The sequence below is a fragment of the Candidatus Minimicrobia vallesae genome (genome assembly GCF_018866205.1).
Taxonomy (GTDB): domain Bacteria; phylum Patescibacteriota; class Saccharimonadia; order Saccharimonadales; family Saccharimonadaceae; genus Nanosynbacter; species Nanosynbacter vallesae.
Window position 1 is genome coordinate 598,794 of record NZ_CP076459.1, and the last position, 18,972, is coordinate 617,765.

Annotated in this window: 22 protein-coding genes, 1 tRNA gene and 3 pseudogenes; 5 read left to right on the forward strand and 21 right to left on the reverse strand. The window is 44.4% G+C overall.

The genetic code is table 11. The annotated features are described in order from the left end of the window. Positions 1–2: 2 nt before the first annotated feature. From KOY49_RS04165 to dnaJ, 3 genes are read right to left on the reverse strand one after another with little or no spacing between them, the layout of a single operon-like run. The gene (locus KOY49_RS04165) at positions 3–920 is read right to left on the reverse strand and encodes a RimK family alpha-L-glutamate ligase (protein WP_129631616.1); all 918 of its coding nucleotides are present in this window, start codon (positions 918–920) and stop codon (positions 3–5) included. Next, positions 920–1,426: an ATP-dependent zinc protease family protein gene (locus tag KOY49_RS04170; protein ID WP_232736120.1), complete on the reverse strand. Its 507-nt coding sequence runs from the start codon at positions 1,424–1,426 to the stop codon at positions 920–922. The genes KOY49_RS04165 and KOY49_RS04170 overlap by 1 nt, the downstream gene beginning before the upstream one ends. 22 nt (positions 1,427–1,448) lie before the next feature. Further along, the gene (gene dnaJ, locus KOY49_RS04175) at positions 1,449–2,546 is read right to left on the reverse strand and encodes a molecular chaperone DnaJ (RefSeq protein ID WP_232736121.1); all 1,098 of its coding nucleotides are present in this window, start codon (positions 2,544–2,546) and stop codon (positions 1,449–1,451) included. Between the two features lie 46 nt (positions 2,547–2,592). Here dnaJ and KOY49_RS04180 point away from each other — a divergent pair, with 46 nt between their 5' ends. Continuing rightward, entirely contained in the window at positions 2,593–3,180 is a 588-nt protein-coding gene (locus tag KOY49_RS04180; RefSeq protein WP_232736122.1) for a superoxide dismutase, read from the forward strand. A gap of 192 nt (positions 3,181–3,372) precedes the next feature. Here KOY49_RS04180 and dnaK read toward each other — a convergent pair. The 17 genes and pseudogenes from dnaK to KOY49_RS05115 form a co-directional block, all read right to left on the reverse strand. Then, a pseudogene (dnaK, locus tag KOY49_RS04185) lies at positions 3,373–5,157 on the reverse strand (molecular chaperone DnaK); the annotation flags it as partial. A gap of 196 nt (positions 5,158–5,353) precedes the next feature. Then, positions 5,354–5,626 carry a nucleotide exchange factor GrpE gene (locus KOY49_RS04190; RefSeq protein WP_269802141.1) on the reverse strand — a complete coding sequence of 91 codons (273 nt, stop codon included), beginning with the start codon at positions 5,624–5,626 and terminating at the stop codon, positions 5,354–5,356. Next, complete coding sequence (locus KOY49_RS05085; RefSeq protein WP_269802142.1) at positions 5,620–5,760, reverse strand: nucleotide exchange factor GrpE; 141 nt, start codon at positions 5,758–5,760, stop codon at positions 5,620–5,622. Before KOY49_RS05085 ends, KOY49_RS04190 begins: the two co-directional genes overlap by 7 nt. A gap of 80 nt (positions 5,761–5,840) precedes the next feature. Then, positions 5,841–6,551: a transcriptional regulator gene (locus KOY49_RS04195; protein WP_232736123.1), complete on the reverse strand. Its 711-nt coding sequence runs from the start codon at positions 6,549–6,551 to the stop codon at positions 5,841–5,843. A 50-nt stretch (positions 6,552–6,601) separates the two neighbouring features. Beyond that, the gene (locus KOY49_RS04200; RefSeq protein WP_232736124.1) at positions 6,602–7,969 is read right to left on the reverse strand and encodes an LssY C-terminal domain-containing protein; all 1,368 of its coding nucleotides are present in this window, start codon (positions 7,967–7,969) and stop codon (positions 6,602–6,604) included. Further along, positions 7,966–8,676: a guanylate kinase gene (locus KOY49_RS04205; RefSeq protein ID WP_232736125.1), complete on the reverse strand. Its 711-nt coding sequence runs from the start codon at positions 8,674–8,676 to the stop codon at positions 7,966–7,968. Before KOY49_RS04205 ends, KOY49_RS04200 begins: the two co-directional genes overlap by 4 nt. 82 nt (positions 8,677–8,758) lie before the next feature. After that, positions 8,759–9,721, reverse strand: coding sequence for an elongation factor 4 family protein (locus KOY49_RS04210; RefSeq protein ID WP_129744684.1), 963 nt, complete (start codon positions 9,719–9,721; stop codon positions 8,759–8,761). A 12-nt stretch (positions 9,722–9,733) separates the two neighbouring features. After that, complete coding sequence (locus KOY49_RS04215; RefSeq protein ID WP_232736126.1) at positions 9,734–10,183, reverse strand: hypothetical protein; 450 nt, start codon at positions 10,181–10,183, stop codon at positions 9,734–9,736. Between the two features lie 119 nt (positions 10,184–10,302). Beyond that, entirely contained in the window at positions 10,303–10,539 is a 237-nt protein-coding gene (locus KOY49_RS04220; RefSeq protein ID WP_232736127.1) for a hypothetical protein, read from the reverse strand. 206 nt (positions 10,540–10,745) lie between these two features. After that, positions 10,746–11,655, reverse strand: a pseudogene (locus KOY49_RS05280) (GTP-binding protein); the annotation flags it as partial. Beyond that, a complete protein-coding gene (locus KOY49_RS05100; RefSeq protein WP_269802145.1) occupies positions 11,655–12,131 on the reverse strand; it encodes a lipid II flippase MurJ in 477 nt (158 codons plus the stop codon). The pseudogene KOY49_RS05280 and the gene KOY49_RS05100, both read right to left, overlap by 1 nt. Positions 12,132–12,273: 142 nt before the next feature. Beyond that, positions 12,274–12,984: pseudogene (locus tag KOY49_RS05105) on the reverse strand (lipid II flippase MurJ); the annotation flags it as partial. A 73-nt stretch (positions 12,985–13,057) separates the two neighbouring features. After that, the gene (locus tag KOY49_RS04235; RefSeq protein WP_232736128.1) at positions 13,058–13,315 is read right to left on the reverse strand and encodes a hypothetical protein; all 258 of its coding nucleotides are present in this window, start codon (positions 13,313–13,315) and stop codon (positions 13,058–13,060) included. 6 nt (positions 13,316–13,321) lie between these two features. After that, the gene (gene ftsH, locus KOY49_RS04240; protein WP_129634956.1) at positions 13,322–15,190 is read right to left on the reverse strand and encodes an ATP-dependent zinc metalloprotease FtsH; all 1,869 of its coding nucleotides are present in this window, start codon (positions 15,188–15,190) and stop codon (positions 13,322–13,324) included. A 28-nt stretch (positions 15,191–15,218) separates the two neighbouring features. Then, positions 15,219–15,413 (reverse strand): hypothetical protein, encoded by a 195-nt coding sequence (locus tag KOY49_RS04245; RefSeq protein ID WP_232736129.1) that lies wholly within the window; start codon positions 15,411–15,413, stop codon positions 15,219–15,221. 52 nt (positions 15,414–15,465) lie between these two features. After that, a complete protein-coding gene (locus tag KOY49_RS05110; protein ID WP_269802146.1) occupies positions 15,466–15,693 on the reverse strand; it encodes a PP-loop family protein in 228 nt (75 codons plus the stop codon). Beyond that, positions 15,690–16,001 carry a tRNA lysidine(34) synthetase gene (locus tag KOY49_RS05115; RefSeq protein ID WP_269802147.1) on the reverse strand — a complete coding sequence of 104 codons (312 nt, stop codon included), beginning with the start codon at positions 15,999–16,001 and terminating at the stop codon, positions 15,690–15,692. Before KOY49_RS05115 ends, KOY49_RS05110 begins: the two co-directional genes overlap by 4 nt. Before the next feature lie 136 nt (positions 16,002–16,137). On the opposite strand from KOY49_RS05115, the gene KOY49_RS04255 reads away from it, so the two are divergent. Then, a tRNA-Met gene (locus KOY49_RS04255) sits at positions 16,138–16,214 on the forward strand. A 51-nt stretch (positions 16,215–16,265) separates the two neighbouring features. Here the strand turns inward: KOY49_RS04255 and KOY49_RS04260 are convergent. Beyond that, complete coding sequence (locus KOY49_RS04260; RefSeq protein ID WP_164999847.1) at positions 16,266–16,430, reverse strand: hypothetical protein; 165 nt, start codon at positions 16,428–16,430, stop codon at positions 16,266–16,268. 139 nt (positions 16,431–16,569) lie between these two features. Between KOY49_RS04260 and KOY49_RS04265 the strand changes: the two genes are divergently transcribed. From KOY49_RS04265 to KOY49_RS04275, 3 genes are all read left to right on the forward strand, one after another. Then, the gene (locus tag KOY49_RS04265; RefSeq protein ID WP_232736130.1) at positions 16,570–17,307 is read left to right on the forward strand and encodes a hypothetical protein; all 738 of its coding nucleotides are present in this window, start codon (positions 16,570–16,572) and stop codon (positions 17,305–17,307) included. Beyond that, on the forward strand, positions 17,301–17,471 hold the full coding sequence (locus KOY49_RS04270; protein WP_232736131.1) for a hypothetical protein: 171 nt from the start codon (positions 17,301–17,303) through the stop codon (positions 17,469–17,471). Before KOY49_RS04265 ends, KOY49_RS04270 begins: the two co-directional genes overlap by 7 nt. A gap of 205 nt (positions 17,472–17,676) precedes the next feature. Further along, on the forward strand, positions 17,677–18,972 hold the full coding sequence (locus KOY49_RS04275) for a dihydrolipoyl dehydrogenase family protein (RefSeq protein WP_232736569.1): 1,296 nt from the start codon (positions 17,677–17,679) through the stop codon (positions 18,970–18,972).

Genomic DNA, 18,972 nt, shown 5'->3' on the forward strand with positions numbered 1-18,972 from the left:
GCTTAAGCGCCGATTTTATCTTTTTTATTGCCACGCTTGGCGTTTCGATCGATGTATTCAATTATCTTTCCAGCCACATTTCGGCGAGTAATTTTCTCAATTCCAAACCCTGGACTAGCATTAACTTCCAGCACCAAAGCACCACGACTTGATCTCATGAAATCGACTCCAGCAACCGTTAATCCCATTGCCTTAGCAGCTTTCACACACATTTTACGTTCAGAATCTGTCAATTTTATGCTGGTTCCTTCGCCGCCCTTGTGTAAATTGCTACGAAAATCATCGTCCAAACTCTGACGCTTCATACTAGCCACCACTTGACTACCAACCACAAACGCACGAATATCGACACCAGCCGACTCTCTAATAAACTCCTGAAGCAGCACGTTTGTGCCGTCCGAGTTGGTCAAATAAAACGCCTGCAGAACCGACTTGGCAGCCTTTTTAGTTTCCGCCAGAACCACACCATTTCCGTGCGTGCCACGCGCCAACTTAATAATCGCCGGCATACCACCAATCTCTTCAATGAGCGAATCAATGTCAGTTGCGTTTCGAGAAAAGACCGTCTTCGGGATCGACACTCCAGCTTTTACCAATAACTGCGTTGAGCGCAATTTGTCCCGCGCCCTAGTAATTGCAATCGAGCGATTCATGAAAAACGCCTTCGGATACATCATCTCCAATTGACGCAAAACCGCTGTTCCATACTTTGTCATATGGCTCGCGATTCGCGGAATTACCACATCAAATTCACCAATTTCCTTACCTTTGTAAATGACCGTCGGATGCTTTTCATCAATTGAAACGTAGCAGTTTTTATACTTAATAACCTTAACTTGATGACCGCGCTTTTCAGCCTCTTCTTTCAGGCGAAGCGTCGAATAATTAATGTTGCCGTTGGATAAGATTGCAATTCGCATTACTTTTCTTCACCTTTCTGATGATATTTTTTATAAAATTCGTATGGATTCAATTTTACTTCTTCATTAAGACTAGCAGTTACGGACGGTTTTTTCCTGCGAACATTTTTCCTTGAAACATCCACTAGGAATTTTCCAGAAATCGACCGTCTTCCAATTAACACCGGAAATTCATTCTTCGACCGATCAGACAAATTCATCAGCATTTTAATTTTTCGCCCACCAAGCTTTACCCAAAAATGCGTTCGATAACGAATCTGATTTTGACCCATTGCAGAGCGCACGCTAGCCACAGAATAATCAGTTCTCTTAAATATCTTACCATTATAATACGGCGAACCCTTACCAAATAGAGAAAATTTCAATACACCATCTTTATCAATGCGAATATTGCTCGCCCAAACCGCACTGGAATCGGCGCCCGTATCAATTTTAGCTGGGACTTTTTGCGCTCGCTTGCCAAAATCCACAAACTCAGTCGACCCAATAATGGTTTTTTCTTTCATACGTCAATATTACTAGAAAAACCTACGATATATACGCAACCTTAAATTGCTCCAAAAGCTCCTTCTGCTTTTTGGTCAATTTGGTTGGCGTATCAACAATAACACCCACAATATGCGGACCACGAGATTCACTATGTAAGTGCGGCACGCCATGACCTGACAACTTGAAGTCAGTGCCACTCTGAGTACCCGCTGGGATTTTCATCGTTATTACGCCATCCACAGTCTCCACATCAATCTCCGTTCCCAGTGCCGCATCAACCATAGAAATATGCTCTTCGCTAAGAATAATATTACCCTCACGAGTGAATTTTTTATGTGCCTTAACGCGAATGTGGACATACAAATCACCTCTACTGCCACCAGCAACTGCTTCGCCACGATCGCGTAGACGAATTGTCGCGCCATCATCAATCCCTGCCGGAATTTTAATAGTGATATCCTGATTCTGTCGGGTCGTGCCTTTTCCTCGACAAACTGAACATTCTTTTTCAGGAACTTTTCCCTTACCATGACAAGTTTCACAAACAACCGCCTGCTGAATTTGCCCAAACAGCGAATTCATCGTTCGAGTTTGCTGACCCGCGCCCTTACAAGTTGGGCACGTTTTCATTCCAAATCCAGGCTCGGCGCCATCGCCATGGCAATGCTCACATTCAACATCCAGCATTAAACTAATTTTCTTTTCTACACCAAATACCGCGTCCTCAAAACTTAGTGTTACGCTAGTTTCAACATCACGCCCACGCGAACGACCATTTCCAGCGCCGCCAGTTGCACCACCGAAGAATTGGCTAAAAATATCACCTAGTCCACCATCACCAAAATCAAAGTGAACGTTTTGACCGCCGAATCCACCAAATCCCTCAAACGGATTACCAGAAAAACCGCCACCAGAAGCGCCACCCACGCCAGCATGACCAAATTGATCATAACGCTGTCGCTTCTGCTTGTCTTTCAAAACTTCATAGGCCTCATTAATTTCCTTAAACTTAGCCTCGTCGCCACCCTGTTTGTCAGGATGATATTTAATTGCTAATTTACGAAAAGCCTTTTTTATCTCATCTTCAGAAGCGGTCTTTGGAACGCCCAATATTTCATAATAATCACGCTTGCTCATACCTTATATATTATACGCGTTTAGCACTCTCAGTGCAAGAGTGCTAATGCGTATTCATCACACGATGCATCACCAAACATACATTGCCAACCTAAATGCCGCAATAGAATCCCTACAATTCAAGCAGCCTGAATTTTACAATAACTTGCACACTGTCTATAACGAGCGGGGTGAGCGGGCAGCTTTAGAGTGGATTTTAACGGACGCAGCAGCCACACTCAAAGACTCTACGACTATAATTATTAATAATGCCGGAGGCCATCTAAATCATAGTTTATTTTGGCAGTATATGCGACCAGTGGAGACAAACAATCAACCAAATAAAACCGTGGCAGCAACACTAGCGAAGCACTTCGGCTCGGTGAAAGCATTTCAAGAAGCTTTTACTAAGGCGGCTACGGGGCATTTTGGATCAGGCTGGGCGTGGTTAGTGCGAGATGATAGCGGCGTACTGTCGATTATGTCAACTGCAAATCAAGACAATCCCATTACTCACGGCCTAGTGCCGCTACTCGGACTTGACGTCTGGGAACATGCTTATTATCTACGTTATCAAAACCGCCGCGCCGAATATGTCGACGTCTGGTGGTCGGTAGTAGACTGGAATCGCCTGGCCGATACTATTACAACATAGTGACGTAAATCAGCGGCTACAATTCATAAAAATACCGCCCCATTATTAGAGCGGTATTTTTTCATTGGCAGCGAGGACTACTTCTTATCAACCACCTCGCCTTCGACCGGCTCGTCTTTATCAGACTTTTTGTCATCCTTAGACTCATCAGCCTTTTTGATCCTCAGCGGATTGCTGATACATCTAAGCACCAATTGGCATAATCGCGTCGTTCAAGGCTTTAATTGCAGCATCCAATTCGTCCTTATCTTCAGAATCTTTGTGCTTTTCAGCCTCTTCGACAGCCTTTTCAATCGCTTGCTTATCATCGTCAGAAATCTTATCTTTGAATTCGTCCGGCATTTTCTTTGCCTGATAAATAGCGTTTTCAAGCTGATTCTTCGTATCGACAGTTTCGCGCTTTTTCCTGTCTTCGTCCGCGTGAAGTTCGGCTTCTTTTTGTGCCTTCTCAATATCTTCCTTGCTCATATTGCCAGAGTTTTGGATAGTGATTGATTGCTCTTTACCTGTTCCCTTGTCTTTGGCCGTAACGTTAAGAATACCGTTGGCATCAATGTTAAAGGTCACTTCAATTTGAGGCACACCGCGTGGTGCTGGCGCAATACCATCAAGCACAAAACGACCCAAACTCTTATTGTCATTAGCAAACTCGCGCTCACCCTGAAGAACGTGAATTTCCACCTGAGGCTGGTTATCCGCAGCTGTCGAGAAAACCTCGCTCTTGCTTGTTGGAATCGTAGTATTTCGGTCAATCAACTTCGTCGACACACCGCCCATCGTCTCAATTCCAAGAGAAAGCGGAGTCACATCCAGAAGCAACACATCCTTAACATCACCAGCCAAAACACCACCTTGAATTGCAGCACCAACAGCCACAACCTCATCTGGGTTAACGCCTTGCATTGGATCTTTTCCAAAGAAATTCTTTACGCGCTCAACCACAGCTGGCATACGAGTCATTCCACCAACCATAACTACATTGTTAATGTCGGACTTAGAAAGTTTGGCATCCTTCAAAGCCTTTTCTACTGGACCATCCAAGCGATCCAATAAATCCTTAACCAAATCCTCCAACTTAGCGCGACTCAAGCTCATCTCAAAGTGCTTTGGACCATCAGCATCAGCGGTAATAAATGGAATGTTGACTTCATATTCCGTAACCGTTGACAATTCTTTCTTCGCCTTTTCAGCCTCGTCCTTTAGGCGTTGCATTGCTGCATTATCTTTACGAAGATCAATTCCTTCCTTTGACTTGAAGTCGTCCAAGAAGTAATTGACAATAGCGTTGTCGAAATCTTCACCACCAAGGTGTGTATCACCATTGGTTGCCTTAACCTCAAACACGCCGTCACCTAGTTCCAGCACGGACACGTCAAACGTACCACCACCAAGGTCAAACACCAAGATAGTTTCGTCGTTGTCAGCCCTTCTCCAAACCGTAAGCAAAAGCCGCAGCAGTTGGTTCGTTGACAATACGCTCAACTTCAAAACCAGCAATTTTACCAGCGTCCTTAGTTGCTTGACGCTGAGAATCGTCAAAGTAAGCTGGAACCGTAATAACTGCTTCAGTCACTTTTTCACCAAAGAAAGCTTCAGCGTCAGCCTTGATTTTACTAAGAATCATTGCTGAAACTTCTTCTGGCGTATATTCCTTATCGCCCATTTCAACTGCCACGCCAAAGTACCTTTTTTAACAATCTTGTACGGCATGATATCCAAATCTTTTTGTACTTCCTTGTCAGTCAAACTTACGACCAATCAAACGCTTAACGCCGTAAATCGTGTTTTTTGGATTTGTTACACGCTGACGCTGAGCAACTTGACCAAACAAGTCGTTCGCCCTTTTTATTAACCGCAACTACAGATGGCGTAGTGCGATTACCTTCGGCATTAGAAATAACCTCTGGTTTTCCAGCTTAACATATACGCAAATGCGCTGTTGGTCGTACCAAGGTCAATACCAATAATTTTACCCATATGATTCCCCTTTCTGTTACGATCACATCTGGTCTATATCTTATATTCATTCTAGCACTCTTTCGTGGCGAGTGCCAACTATCTCAGTATAAATAATTAGCACTCTCATGTCAAGAGTGCTAATTCATTTTGTGACGACTAGTTATTTCTCTGATATGTCAGTATTTTCTTTGACATTCGTATGCGGCAGTTCCAATTACTGACGAGCAACTTTCACCATTGCGTCACGAATAACCGAACCGTTCAAAGTATAGCCAGCGCGAAGCTCCTCGGCAATAACTTCCTTATCGCCATCCGTCGATTCGTCAAATTGAACAGCCTGATGAAATTCAGGATTAAACAAAGCACCAGGTTTGGCGTCAATTTTCTCCAAACCAATCTCCTTCAATTGCTTGTCAAGCTGCTTACTCAGACCAGCCACACCCTTAACCCACGCATTATCCTGGAAGCTCCTCTGGAACGTTAGCAAAAAGCTCGCTCAATCGTATCAATAACTGGCAACAATTTCATCACCGACTTAGTCTGACCCATTTGATGCGCCGACTGCTTTTCCGCCTCCACACGCTTACGATAATTCTCAAAATCCGCTCGAGTCCGCTGCAAATCCGACGTCAACTCAGCAAATTCCTTTCTCTAAATCTTCAGCTTTTTTATTCTTCGTCACTTTTCCTCATTTTAGCCTACTACAAGACCTCCTCCAGCATCGCGCCCGTACGACGCACCAGCTCCATCGTTCGACGATAATTCTGTCGCGTCGGACCAATCACACCGATGTAATTATCGCCACCAGACGATGACTTAAATTTACTTATAATCAACGTAGCACCACTACTTTTACCAATTGGATTTTCGCTACCAATAAACACATTTAACGGCTCATCCGGCGCCGCTTCACGCAGCCACGGTTCGATATTGTCAATCAATTTAGCAACCGCCTGAACGTGATCGCCGTCACCAAACTCTGGCTGGCTGAATAACTGAGTCATTCCGTTCATATACAAACTCGAACCAAATGACGCAAAACCAAAATTGCCAGTCATTTCCACCAAACCATCAACTGCTCGACGAATCGCTTTGTCTGAAGCATCTATATTTGAATTGACGTGCGCCTCAATTGCCTTCGTGCTGTTATCAATACCGCTCGGCAATTCTGTCATTTGCGCTGCCGTGATTCCATTGACATAAAAACGATATCCCTTATCTGTCGGAATTCGACCCGCGCTCGTGTGAGGCGCCTCAATAAATCCCATCTCCTCAAGTTTTGCCATTTCACTGCGAATCGTGGCGCTACTCACGCCAAACAGTTTGGCTAGCGTTACGCTACCAACTGGCGCCGCAATTTCAGCGTACTGCTCAATAATGGCGACAAGGATTGCTTGTTGACGTTCGGTCATAGTCCAATTATATCGCAAATCTAGCACTCATACAAGCAGAGTGCCAAGCCCTATCGTCTTTCCGTAAAGTAGCGCGCTGCATCTGAAGAGAACAACATCATGATCATAATATGCACGCCAATTGAGATCAAAAGCAACATAATCGACGCATTAATTCGCCCAATTGTCACGGATAAAGATTCGGTAACAATAGCTAATGCCGCCACAGAAAGTAGTGAGATTCGCGCTCGACTACTTCCTCGAAGTAGCAGCCCAACCAGCACGATTTCCGCCACAACCAACAACACATTAAAACCAGCCATCATTGACAACATGGTATTCGCGGCATTTATATCAATTCCATCAATATTCGCAACTTGCACCAAAGTCGTCGGCCAGCTAGAAAAGTCCACCAACATTTGCCCGATTGTAAACAACGACGCCAGAATCATCAGTCCGCCGCCAATTAAAATCTGCGGTGGTCGGCGGCCCCAAAGCTCTTCCAATAAGGTTTCGTGATTTCGCGGATGACGATCATAAATTGTGCCGTCCATAATCACCCCGAGCCGCGTTGAAGCCGTGACATTATCGTCAGTCTTTATCCGACCGACTTCCAAAATCGGCAAATCGCCATCAGTGCGAATGGAGTCTCCGAAACCATTGCGCGAATGATAGCCCGTTGAAAAATCCTTTAAAACTGTTACACGAATATACTTTTCGCTTTTTTTAACAGATTCGATAATGTAGTCTCTTTCGATATCGATATCTTCGTCAATTTTATGCGTCAACTGAAAGGTAAACAACGATAATCCGACACTTTTGTCGTAAGAGCCAGCCGCTAACCAATCCACCCGATGACCACCCGGCAGCAGCCAACCATCCGGACAACGCCAGAATCGCACATGATGACGACGCCTTGGATTGCCATCAACTTCTTGCTGGTAAGCGAAATCTTGTCGCCGCCCAAACAAAAAAGCTGGCGAGACTGGGGCGTTAGGATAACTACGCCCGCTTAATACGGTAAGGACCATCTTCCAAGCAGATCGCGGCGTAATGTCATCGGCCAGCACCCAGCCAGCCGCAGTCATAGCCTTATGCAACTTATCCTCAGAACCACGCACACTCAGGTTGATAGGGTCACTCAATATGCCGTCAGCAGTTCGGGTTCTACCAATAAAATAATTTGGCACGTACATATTGCTCAATATTCTATGTAGACGTGGCAGCGCCAGATAAGAAACAATTGCCCAAACCACAAAAAATAGACCAACCAGCCACCAGCCGCCCGTCGCCAAGCCCTCCCTAAACACCAGCCAGGCTAACCAAAACGACGCCAAGCCAGCAAAAATGAAAAACGATTGATCTAGCAGTATGGTGATGGTTTTTGATGACTGAGAGCCAATAGCTGCTATTTTCTTTGGGGTTTTTATTGAACTCATATCTTAATTATATCATTGAGAAGACCCCGGGCCGCCAAACGAGCTTCGTCGTCCTGGCGCTTAAAAATATCACCCCGTAAAATAATTTCTTCGGTCACCCGAACAGCCCTATCCAAGTCGTCATTAATAATCACGTGATAATACGGAACTTCAAGCGCATAAGCCAACTCTTTTATCGCCGAGGCATGACGCTTCGGCCACTCCGCTTGAAAATCTTCTTCAGTTGCGTAACGTTTTTTTAATCGCTCAATCCAAGTTTGGCTATTTGGTGGCACAATAAAAATCGCAATACTATCTGGCGCCAATCGCTCATATTCCTCCACACCCTGAACGTCAATGTCGGTAATTGCCACGCGGTTCTGATCATGCGCTAATTTTAGCTCAGCCACCGACGTCCCATAAACCGTACCGTGAACAAACTTTGCTTCAATAAATTCATTATTTTGTAGCATATTTTCGGCAGTTTGCGAATCAATAAAATGATAGTCAATTCCATCTTGCTCGACGCATCCGTTATTAACCCGCGGCGGACGCGTGGTGTGCGAAACGATGTCGCGAAATTCCGGCAGCTTTAATAATCGTTTTTTTATCGTATCCTTACCAGCGCCAGAAATTCCCGCCAGCAGCGCAATCTTTGTGTCCCGCACTAACTGGATAGTTGATTCGGCTGGCTGATAATTGGTGATTAAACTTTCAATCTCAGACATAATATTTATTTATGATAACTCATCCAACACCAATTGCCAATCAGGAAATTAACCACCCACCAAATCAATTTCTATATAGGAACTAATCCCTTTTCAACATTACCATAAACGCTTCGCTCGGTATGTCGACTTTACCGAAGCGTTTCATTCGTTTTTTACCGCGCGCTTGCTTGGCGAGAAGCTTCTTTTTACGACTGACATCGCCGCCGTAAAGATAGCCCGTAACATCTTTTCGATAAGCGCCGATATTTTCCCTGGCAATAAATTTACCGCCAATTGCCGCTTGCAACGAAACCTCAAAACTCTGACGCGGCACGACTTCCTTCAATTTCTTAACAATCTCACGCCCCAAATGCTGCGATTCCGACCGATGACACATCACGCTCAGCGAATCAACCATTTCGCCCGCCACATAAAAATCGACGCGCACCAAATCTTCCACTTGATAATCCGCCAACTCATAATTAAACGAACCGTAGCCGCTGGTAATAGATTTCAATTGGTCATAAAAATCCGTCAACAAATTCGCAAGTGGCGCCGCAAATGAAATCAGCGCCCGCTCGTCAATGTAACTCAGGTTTTTCTGGCGACCACGCTTGCTCACGATCAACTGAATCACCGCACCGATGTAATCCTGTGGCACAACAATTTCACCATCAATCCACGGCTCGCGAATCTCTTTTATTTGCGCTGGGTCGGGCAATTCACTAGCAGACTTAATATCCAGCTCCTCGCCATTCGTCAAACTAACTTGATAATCAGTACTCGGATTGGTCACAATTAAATCCAAATTATATTCACGCTCCAATCGCTCGCGAATAATGTCCATATGTAGCAATCCCAAAAAACCGATTCGCACACCATAGCCCAGAACCGGCGAATTCTCCGGCTCGAATTGCAGCGCCGAATCGCTCAGGCTCAACTTTTCAATTGCCTCTTTCAAGTCGTTATAGTCTTCATTGGACACCGGGAAAAACCCCGCATAAACGAAGGGCTTAACTTCTTTATAACCTGGAAGTGGCTGGACGGTAATTTTTTCAGTCATAACTATGTATTATTATATCAAGCTCAACGTTCTTATATAAACGCACAGCAAATCACTCCCCGCACACCTACTCATTCTCAGCAAATTATTCCTTACACACTGAGGTCTAACCCATAAATCCTCAAAAATCTTATGAGCTTGATTCTTGCCAATAACCTGAACCAGTTCAGTGTAACTCATCCACCGACCGCGTTTAGCTTTGTCGCGACGATAGTCCTTCTCGTCAGTAATATCACCCTTAACTATTACATCAACATTACGCCAAGCAACCCAAGGTATGTCATCGCTCAAAAAGCTATAATCTAGATGAACATAATTTTCGTTGATCAGTTTATAGTCTGACGATGAAAATCCGCGCGCATACAACTCACGGAGAATAGCGTCTGCTAGCTCGGCAAAACTGTCAACAGTAACACACAAAAAGTCATCGTATTCTTCACCAAAGTTCGTATGATCGTCCATTCATAAAAATACTATACGAATCATCGTCGACAATTTTCTCATCCAACCACACAAACGACGGTCGCGTGTTATCGGAATCACCCGACACCTAATCTTCTCTGTAAAGTTTTTGAAATTACTCATAATTGCCAACAACAGATGATATCAATACCCATTTCGTACATTTTATTACATCTGCGCTTTTTCGTAATAACAGTATATACTATTTTCCACTGTCGCGTCTGGTTGATCTTGTGCTTCTCAAAATACACTTCCGCCAAATTGACGTCAAACCGATTTGCCAATTCCATCAAATAGTTCAGCACGTCCGCAAACTCCTCGCGCAGATTGTCGTGGTTATCAGGTCTTTTTCTCACCCTTAAATCCTGTCTCTTTGCGAACCGCCTTCGCCAGCTCGCCAACTTCCTCAGCAAACAATAAGAATACTTCAGTGACAGAATTTTTATCCCAACCCTTCTCCTTACAAGTTTGATCGAGGTGTTTTTGTAATTCAGTTAAGCTGATTGTTTGCGAGCTCGTAGCTTTCTCCTTATTGCTAATTTTATTCTAAATACTTCTTCAGCGTTACCGTATCACCCACCCGCGCCTCGCGTGTCGTTTTCAGGTTTGTTACAATATAGCCAATTTCGCCAGTTTCAAGCGAAGGGTCGGGCTGCATGGCTGGGCTAAGATGACCAACTTCCAGAGCTAGCCCATTTGCGCCAGTCGCCATCATTCGGATAGACTCGCCCTTTTTAATTCGCCCATCAACCACCCGCACGTATAAAATCACGCCGCGATAATCATCATAATAGCTATCAAAAATCAGCGCCCTAGTCGGATCATCAACCTCGCCAGTTGGCGCCGGAATTTTATCAACAACCGCATCCAAAACCTTATCTACATTTTGACCAGTTTTAGCAGAAATATGAATAATCTCGCGCTCGTCGCAACCCAACAAATTAATAACTTGCCTGGATACGCGCGGTATATCGGCGGCCGGCAAATCAACCTTATTCAAGACCGGAATAATCGTCAAATCCTGCTCCATCGCCAAGTAAACATTCGACAATGTTTGCGCCTGAATTCCCTGGCTAGCATCAACCACCAATATCGCGCCCTCGCAAGCCTGCAAACTACGCCAAGACTTCATAACTAAAATCGACATGCCCCGGAGTGTCAATCAAATTCAGATCGTAATCTCCAGCTGGCGGTAATCCTTCCAATGAATCGATAGCCCTGTCGCTGGCGTTGTCTGCGACATTCGATTGAGAGGAAGCGGTTGCCGCTGGCTGACGGTAATGATATCGCATTCGCACCGGCGCCAACTTAATAGTAATGCCTTTTTCCCGCTCCAAATCCATCGAATCCAGCAACTGCGACTTCATCTCGCGCTTTTCTACCGTCCCAGTCATCTCCATCATTCGATCAGCCAGCGTAGACTTGCCGTGATCAATGTGAGCAATAATACAAAAATTCCGAATATTTTCCATTAGCCCTTAAACTCCAATCGTCCAAATAACACTTTTTTCAATCGTGCAAGAATCGGGTCAATTTCTGGCAATTTTAGCCACTTTGAAGCCGCGGCATACGCGCCAAAACTAACCAATGAAATGATAACAAATTTCGGAAAAGCGCTAAAGAAGCTGTCGTCATGATAACGAAACGGCATAATTAGCACGGCAATATAACAAACCACGCCCGTAACAGTACCAGCAATTATCATCTTAAAAATCGCTCGCACAAACGTCATGTCGAATAATTTTGGCATTTGACGATTCATAACCGCCAAAAGCACAACCACTTCCAAAACCGCCACTGTCGATTGAGCCCAAGCCAATCCATACGCGCCCATTTTCAAGACCATCGATAGAACAATTGCTAAAATAATATTCAAAGTAATCGAGAAAATTGAAATATACAGCGGAGTTTTCGTATCTTGGCGGGCGTAAAATGCTCGCGCGGCCATATGGTAAATAGTTCGGAATAAAATTGCCACAACCAAAACAGCCCAAAATTCCAGCAATCAGCTGATCACCACCATTACGAATAAAATGCACAACGTATCCCCTGGTAAAGAAAATCACCACCGACACCGGAAGCGCCATCCAAAAAATAATTCTCAGCAGGGAACGCAGGTCTTTTTGAAATAGGTCATTTCGACCTTCACCCAAATGCTCAGTCAATTGAGGAAAGGCGGCATTTGAAATCGCCACGCCAATAAGATTGATCGGCATCATATGAAGAGTCAAAGCCTGCTGGTACGCCCTAACCGTTCCATCAACCAAACGCGAAGCCAAATTGACCTCAACCAAGCTAACCACATAATCCATTCCTTGATCAACAGAACGCGCAGGCAATAAAGATAAAACTTTCCTAAATCCCTTATTCCGCCAATAAATTTTGAAATTGTAATCAAATCCAAGCCCAGCCAACCCAACCGCGCTGACGATCAATTGCAAAAATGACCCCAAAACCACACCCAACGCCACGCCCATAATGCCGCCGTCAAAAATCTGCCAACCGAATAAATTGACACCGCCAGTAAACCACACTGTACCGATAATAATACCGACGTTATATAGCATTGGCGCCAGCGCACAGAACATAAATCGCCCGACCGCTTGCTGGATACTAGCAATCACCGCCGCAACCGCAAAAATAAACGGATTAACCGCAATCACCTGCATCATACTAACCGCCAAAGCATGACCAGACTCAGTGCTCAGACCAGGTGCGATTAAATACTTCATCAACGGATCAGCAAAAATAATAATCAGCACCGACGCCGCCATAGTTATTAGCGCCATAAAATTAATCATGCTCGAGCTAATTTGCCAAGCCGACTGCTTATTGCCCTTGACCCAGCGCCGCCATTAAAAACTGGAATGAACGTCACACTAAGCGCACCAGAAAACCAGCACTGCAAACATAAAATCTGGCACCATGAAAAGCCGCCGTATAAGCATCTAGTCCAACCGGGTATCCCGCCAATGCTCCATTTTCGCTCGGCATGTAGGCGGAGTTAAGCAGACGATCACGAAAAAACCCCAACAAGCTCGACAACAACGTCGAGCCCGCCAGAATCGTAGCAGCCAATTTCACATTAAGCCGCTGATTTATTTTCGTAACCGTACTACGAACGCGCCCCATAGTATTTTACGAATGCAGTTTAGCTTCTTTTGGTAATTTAGTGCCTTTAAGAATCTCGTCAACCTCAGATTCTTCCAGAGTTTCTTCCTTCAGTAGAGCCTCGGCCAACTTATCAAGGAACGAACGATTCTCTTTCAATACCAACATTGCACGATGTTTGGCTTCGGTAATCAATTGCGCAACTTCCTCATCAATCATCTTCGCAGTTTCATCAGAATACGGACGCTCTCTGGTCATTTTATCGAACATCAAGCCGCCGTTATCTTCGTGGAATACTTGATCGCGCAAGCCCTTGCCCATTCCTTGCTCAATCACCATATCGCGGGCAATTTCAGTCGCTTTTCGCAAATCCGAACCAGCTCCAGTAGTGATTCCGTCATCGCCGTAAATCAATTGTTCAGCGATTCGTCCGCCCATTGCCCGAGCCAAAATATCCTTAAACTCGTAAACATTTGTGTAGCTCTTATCTTCTGGCGGCAAGAACCATGTTACTCCACCAGTACCGCCGCGCGGAATAATCGTAACCTTGTGAACCGGGTCAGAATCAGGCAAGACGTGACCAACAATTGCGTGGCCAGCTTCGTGATAAGCAGTCAACTCTTTCTCGTGATCGTTCATTATCTTAGTCTTGCGCTCTGGACCAATTGCCACACGCTCAAACGCCTCAGTTAATTCGTCATTTGAGATCTTCTTCTTGTTGCGACGCGCAGCAATGATCGCAGCTTCATTAGCCATATTTGCCAAATCCGCACCAGATGAGCCAGCGGTTTTTGCCGCCAATTTATCAAGATCAACAGTTTCATCAGTTGGCTTTTTCTTAAAGTGAACCTTCAGAATTGCCTCACGATCTTTGCGCTCTGGAAGCGTAATAGTCACACGTCGGTCAAACCGTCCAGGTCGAAGCAAAGCCGGATCCAAAACATCCGCGCGGTTGGTTGCTGCCAAAACAATAACATTAGTCTCGCCATCAAAACCATCCATCTCCACCAAAATCTGGTTCAGAGTTTGCTCGCGCTCATCATGACCGCCACCCATACCAGAGCCACGCTTACGACCCACGGCATCAATCTCATCAATGAAGATAATACATGGAGCATTTTTCTTAGCCTTAGAAAATAGATCTCGCACTCGGCTAGCACCAACACCAACAAACATTTCCACGAATTCAGAACCAGAAATCGAGAAGAATGGCACACCAGCCTCACCAGCAACAGCTCGAGCTAGCATCGTCTTACCCGTACCCGGATTACCGACTAACAATACGCCTTTTGGAATCTTTGCGCCCAAATCTTTATATTTCTTCGGATGCTTGAGGAAATCAACAACTTCCTGCAGATCTTGCTTGGCGTTATCATTTCCAGCGATATCCGTAAACAGAACCTTTTCTTTATCTTGTCCATACAGGCGAGCCTTACTCTTGCCAAATCCCATCGCTTGATTATTTTGACCCTGAGCTTGGCGCATCATAAACATGAAGAACACCACGATAATCAGCACAGGCACAACCATAACCGCCAGATTCCACATGGTTTCGCCGGTTGTGGATGGTGGAATAACCTTCACCTCAACCTTAGCATCCTTGTTCAAGCCCTGCTCATAAATGCTACTAGATTCCTTGACTGAATGCTCGGTAGGTTTTGATTGATCTTTCGGAGTAATCTTAATATCGTTTCCTTGAATCTCCAATTGAGCAATTTTACCGTCATTTGCTCGACGCACTACATCAGATAATGCAACATCTTTAAGATTCGACGCAGGGAAGAGTGTTGCGTAAAAAATCAACGCTACAAAAATTATAATTGCCCAAAACAATCCAAATCGTAAAATTTGACTTATTCTATTCTTTCCATTTCTTTGAGGCATCTTAACAGCCATTCTCAACTAATCCTTTCGCCTATACTAATCAAACTCTCTTTATTATAACACTTCTTAGCGTCAATTTCATCACAATGCCGCCACCAACTTGCCAGCAAGAGCCAGCTTTTCCAGTTTTTATAGCAATTAGCATACGCTCCAATTGAGAACCCAGTAACGACACATCATAATGTCGCAAAACGTAATAATATAGCAATTCTTGTGCGACATTATCATCTATCATCGTCAAAAAATACCGACTCAGGACTTCTCCATCAAACTTCTCTATTTCCTGCTCAATTTTTCCTCAAAACTCTCTGTTTTCGCCACGCCTCATACACTCCAAGTTTCTGATATTCATCAAGTTCACGATTTATCTTACGCCTAAATTTATTCCTCTGATACAAGTCGCTTTGATTTGTCTCATCTTCACACCATTCCAATTTCTGACGAATCGCATATTCATAAATTCTCTGCTTCGTCCAACCATTCATCGGCCTAACTATTTCCAATTCATCACTCACTCCCTCGCCAAACCTCGCCACCTGGAGCCACGCTTAAGATTCATCGCTACAGTTTCAATAATGTCATCTCGATGATGCGCCGTCACTATCACGCCATCAAAATCCGTCGCCACGCCACGCAAAAATTCATAACGCCTTTGGCGCGCCAATTCTTCACTGGCATCAGCCCCCAATTTTTCGCGCCGACAAACGAATTGTATTTTATATCTATCAGCTAAAGCCTCGACAAATCTAGCATCACTCGCCGAATCCTCACGAATTCCGTGGTCAAAATGAGCGACCACCAAATCTTTTTCCGTTCGCGACATCAAATCCAGCAAAAACTACCGAATCAATCCCACCACTGACTGCGATAATATATCTCACATATCCATTATCTCACATAATTTACCTAAAACGTATTTTTGGCAAATTTTATACTATCTGTTACAATCAATGCAGTGTGGCACCGTAGCTCAGCTGGTTAGAGCGCAGGACTCATAAGCCTGAGGTCGGTGGTTCGGGTCCACCCGGTGCTACCAGAAATTATCTTTCCTCGTCAATACGACGGGGAATTTTTTATAGATACTGAATTAAATTAGCTCAAGCTCTTCAGATTGAACGCCGTCCAAAGCCGCCAATCGTCGCGACACAAAACTATCCAATTCCCATGAATTACGCTGACGCTCCCACGTTGCTAAATCCTTTTTTCGGGTTACTTCTAAAAATTCAGCTAATTCACTGGTGTTGATTTCCATATTTTTTCCTTTTTGTGTTAATTATTTAACTGTCTTTATACTATCATAAATTTGACAAAAAAGCAATACCTTTTTCGGTCATTATTTACCTTTTCATTCCGCTTGTGGTACACTGGTAGGGAAGGATTTATACACAAAAATGACCCCCGTAACAATCTCATCACTGGCCACCATAATTTTTGCAGCGATTATTCACGCTAGTTTTCAGCTTAGCGTCAGTGTTTTAACGTTACTTAGCGGACATTCAATTGGCAAAAAAACCGCCCAGAGAAAAATTTTTCGTATGAGCAACAGTTTTGTATTTGGTGTTTCAACAATCACTCTGCTGCTCATCAGCTCCATTTCCTATTTCTTATCACTATTCATCCACCACGCCACCAGCGCAGAGCAACTCGTTGCCGCCGTCTCTTCAGGGATGATGTTTGGCTTAGGAATCGCAATTTGGGCGTTCTACTTCCGACGACAACCAGGAACTTCATTATGGCTTCCACGCAATTTTGCAGAATATTTAAACAAGCGCACCAAAAAAACCAAAAACTCCATAGAAAGCTTTGCTCTGGGAATAATTAGCGTTATTGCAGAAATCATATTCATCATCGCGCCAATTATCGCCGCCAGTCTGGCTATTATCACCCTACCAAACCCTTTCTTGCAAATCATCAGCATAGCGATCTACGTCATCGTGTCCGCGCTGCCGTTATTTGTCGTTATCGTCTTGATCGGCAGCGGACGCAGCATCTCTAATTTACAACGTTGGCGGGAAGATCATAAGAGATTTTTGCAATTCGCCAGCGGTGGTAGCTTATTGATTTTAGCAGCATTCCTATTCGTCGACCGCGTTATTGGCGTCATTAGCTATGGAGGCAATCTATGGTAAAGCCAGGTCAAATTGACGTCATCAAACAAGGAAAGCGGCCGCCAGAGGAGTTTAGCCCAGACAAGCTCCACAATTCCATAATTGCCACCTGCCTAAGCGTTCGTACGCCAGAAGGACAAGCTCAAGACATTGCAAAAACCGTCACTCTAGGCGTTATGAATTGATGCAGAAACTCACCCAGAAATAACCCTCTGCCGATATCCGCCGCCAAAGCACAACGCATTATGAAAACTCTGCATCCTGACGCAAACCTATACATATAAAAATTATAAAACCATAATTTAGGAGATTTGATGTCGCAAAAAACCAACTTTTGACTATGACTATATCGTAATTGGTAGTGGCGCTGGCGGCTCACCCGCAGCCAGCATATTAGCAAGTGCCGGAAAAAAAGTTGCTGTTGTAGAAAAATCAACATTCGGCGGGGAATCACCAAACTGGGGAGATGTACCAACTGGATTTTTAACTCACGCTCTTAACGTTTATCAAACAGCCAAAGATGCCGCTAAATTTGGACTGCGCACTAACTCGGTTGGATATAATTACCCTTCTCTACTCTCCTGGAAAGACAAAGTTGTAAAGAGAACTGGAGCTGGCGGCAATCGCTATTATTACGAGAAGCAAGGCATTAGTGTTTTTGCTGGCAATGCGCATTTCTTGAGTCCGAACGAAATAGCCGTCAATCGAAGACACTTGTCCGCTCGCAAATTTCTCATTGCAACTGGATCTGATTGGCAAATTCCAGAAATACCTGGATTAAGCGCCGTTTCTTACCACACTCCAAAAACTATTTTTAGCTTAAAGCGCCCACCAAAAACCATGTTCATTGTTGGCGCGGGAGCTACGGCACTAGAATTGGCACACATCTTCTCCACCCTGGGAACAAAAGTTTACGTAGCAGAGAAATCGTCCAGAATATTATCAACATTTGACCCAGAAGTCAGCGCTTTGGTTACGAATGACGCAAAAAATCGCAATATTTCAATCTTAGCTCGCACTAAGATTATCGCTATACAAAAATCGTCTATACAAAAACGCGTCACTTTTCTGCAAGGGCGAATAGAAAAATCTGTACGCGTTGATGAGATTCTAATTGCCGACCAACAATTGCCTGCGACAGATTTAGGCTTAGAAAACGCTGGCGTAAAATATACCGAAAATGGCATTTTGGTTAATTCTTCCCTGCAAACTTCCGCTCGGCATATTTTTGCCGCAGGAAATGCAACTGACGCCAATATCCAAACCCACACAGCTTTAGCGCAGAGTCGTATTGCGGCTCATAATTTGCTACATAATAATAAGATTAAATTCAATGATTCCCCACGCCTACAAGTTGCATTTACTCAGCCAGAAATAGCTCAAATTGGAATGAATGAATACGATTGTAAGGTGAAAGGAATAAGCGCAAAAATAGCAATTGTTCCGCTCACGACTACCGTACGCAGCAATATTACCGACCAGCGAATAGGTTTTGTGAAATTGATCGTTGATAAAAAGCGAGTTGTCGTAGGCGGAACGATCGTCGGACCGCACGCTAGCGATATGGCAGCCGAGCTAGCCCTGGCCGTTCGACATAAAATTACCAGCGAAGAACTGGCGTCCACGCCGCATTGTTTTACTTCTTGGTCAGAAGCCGTGCGAATTGCCGCCGGAAAACTTCTATAA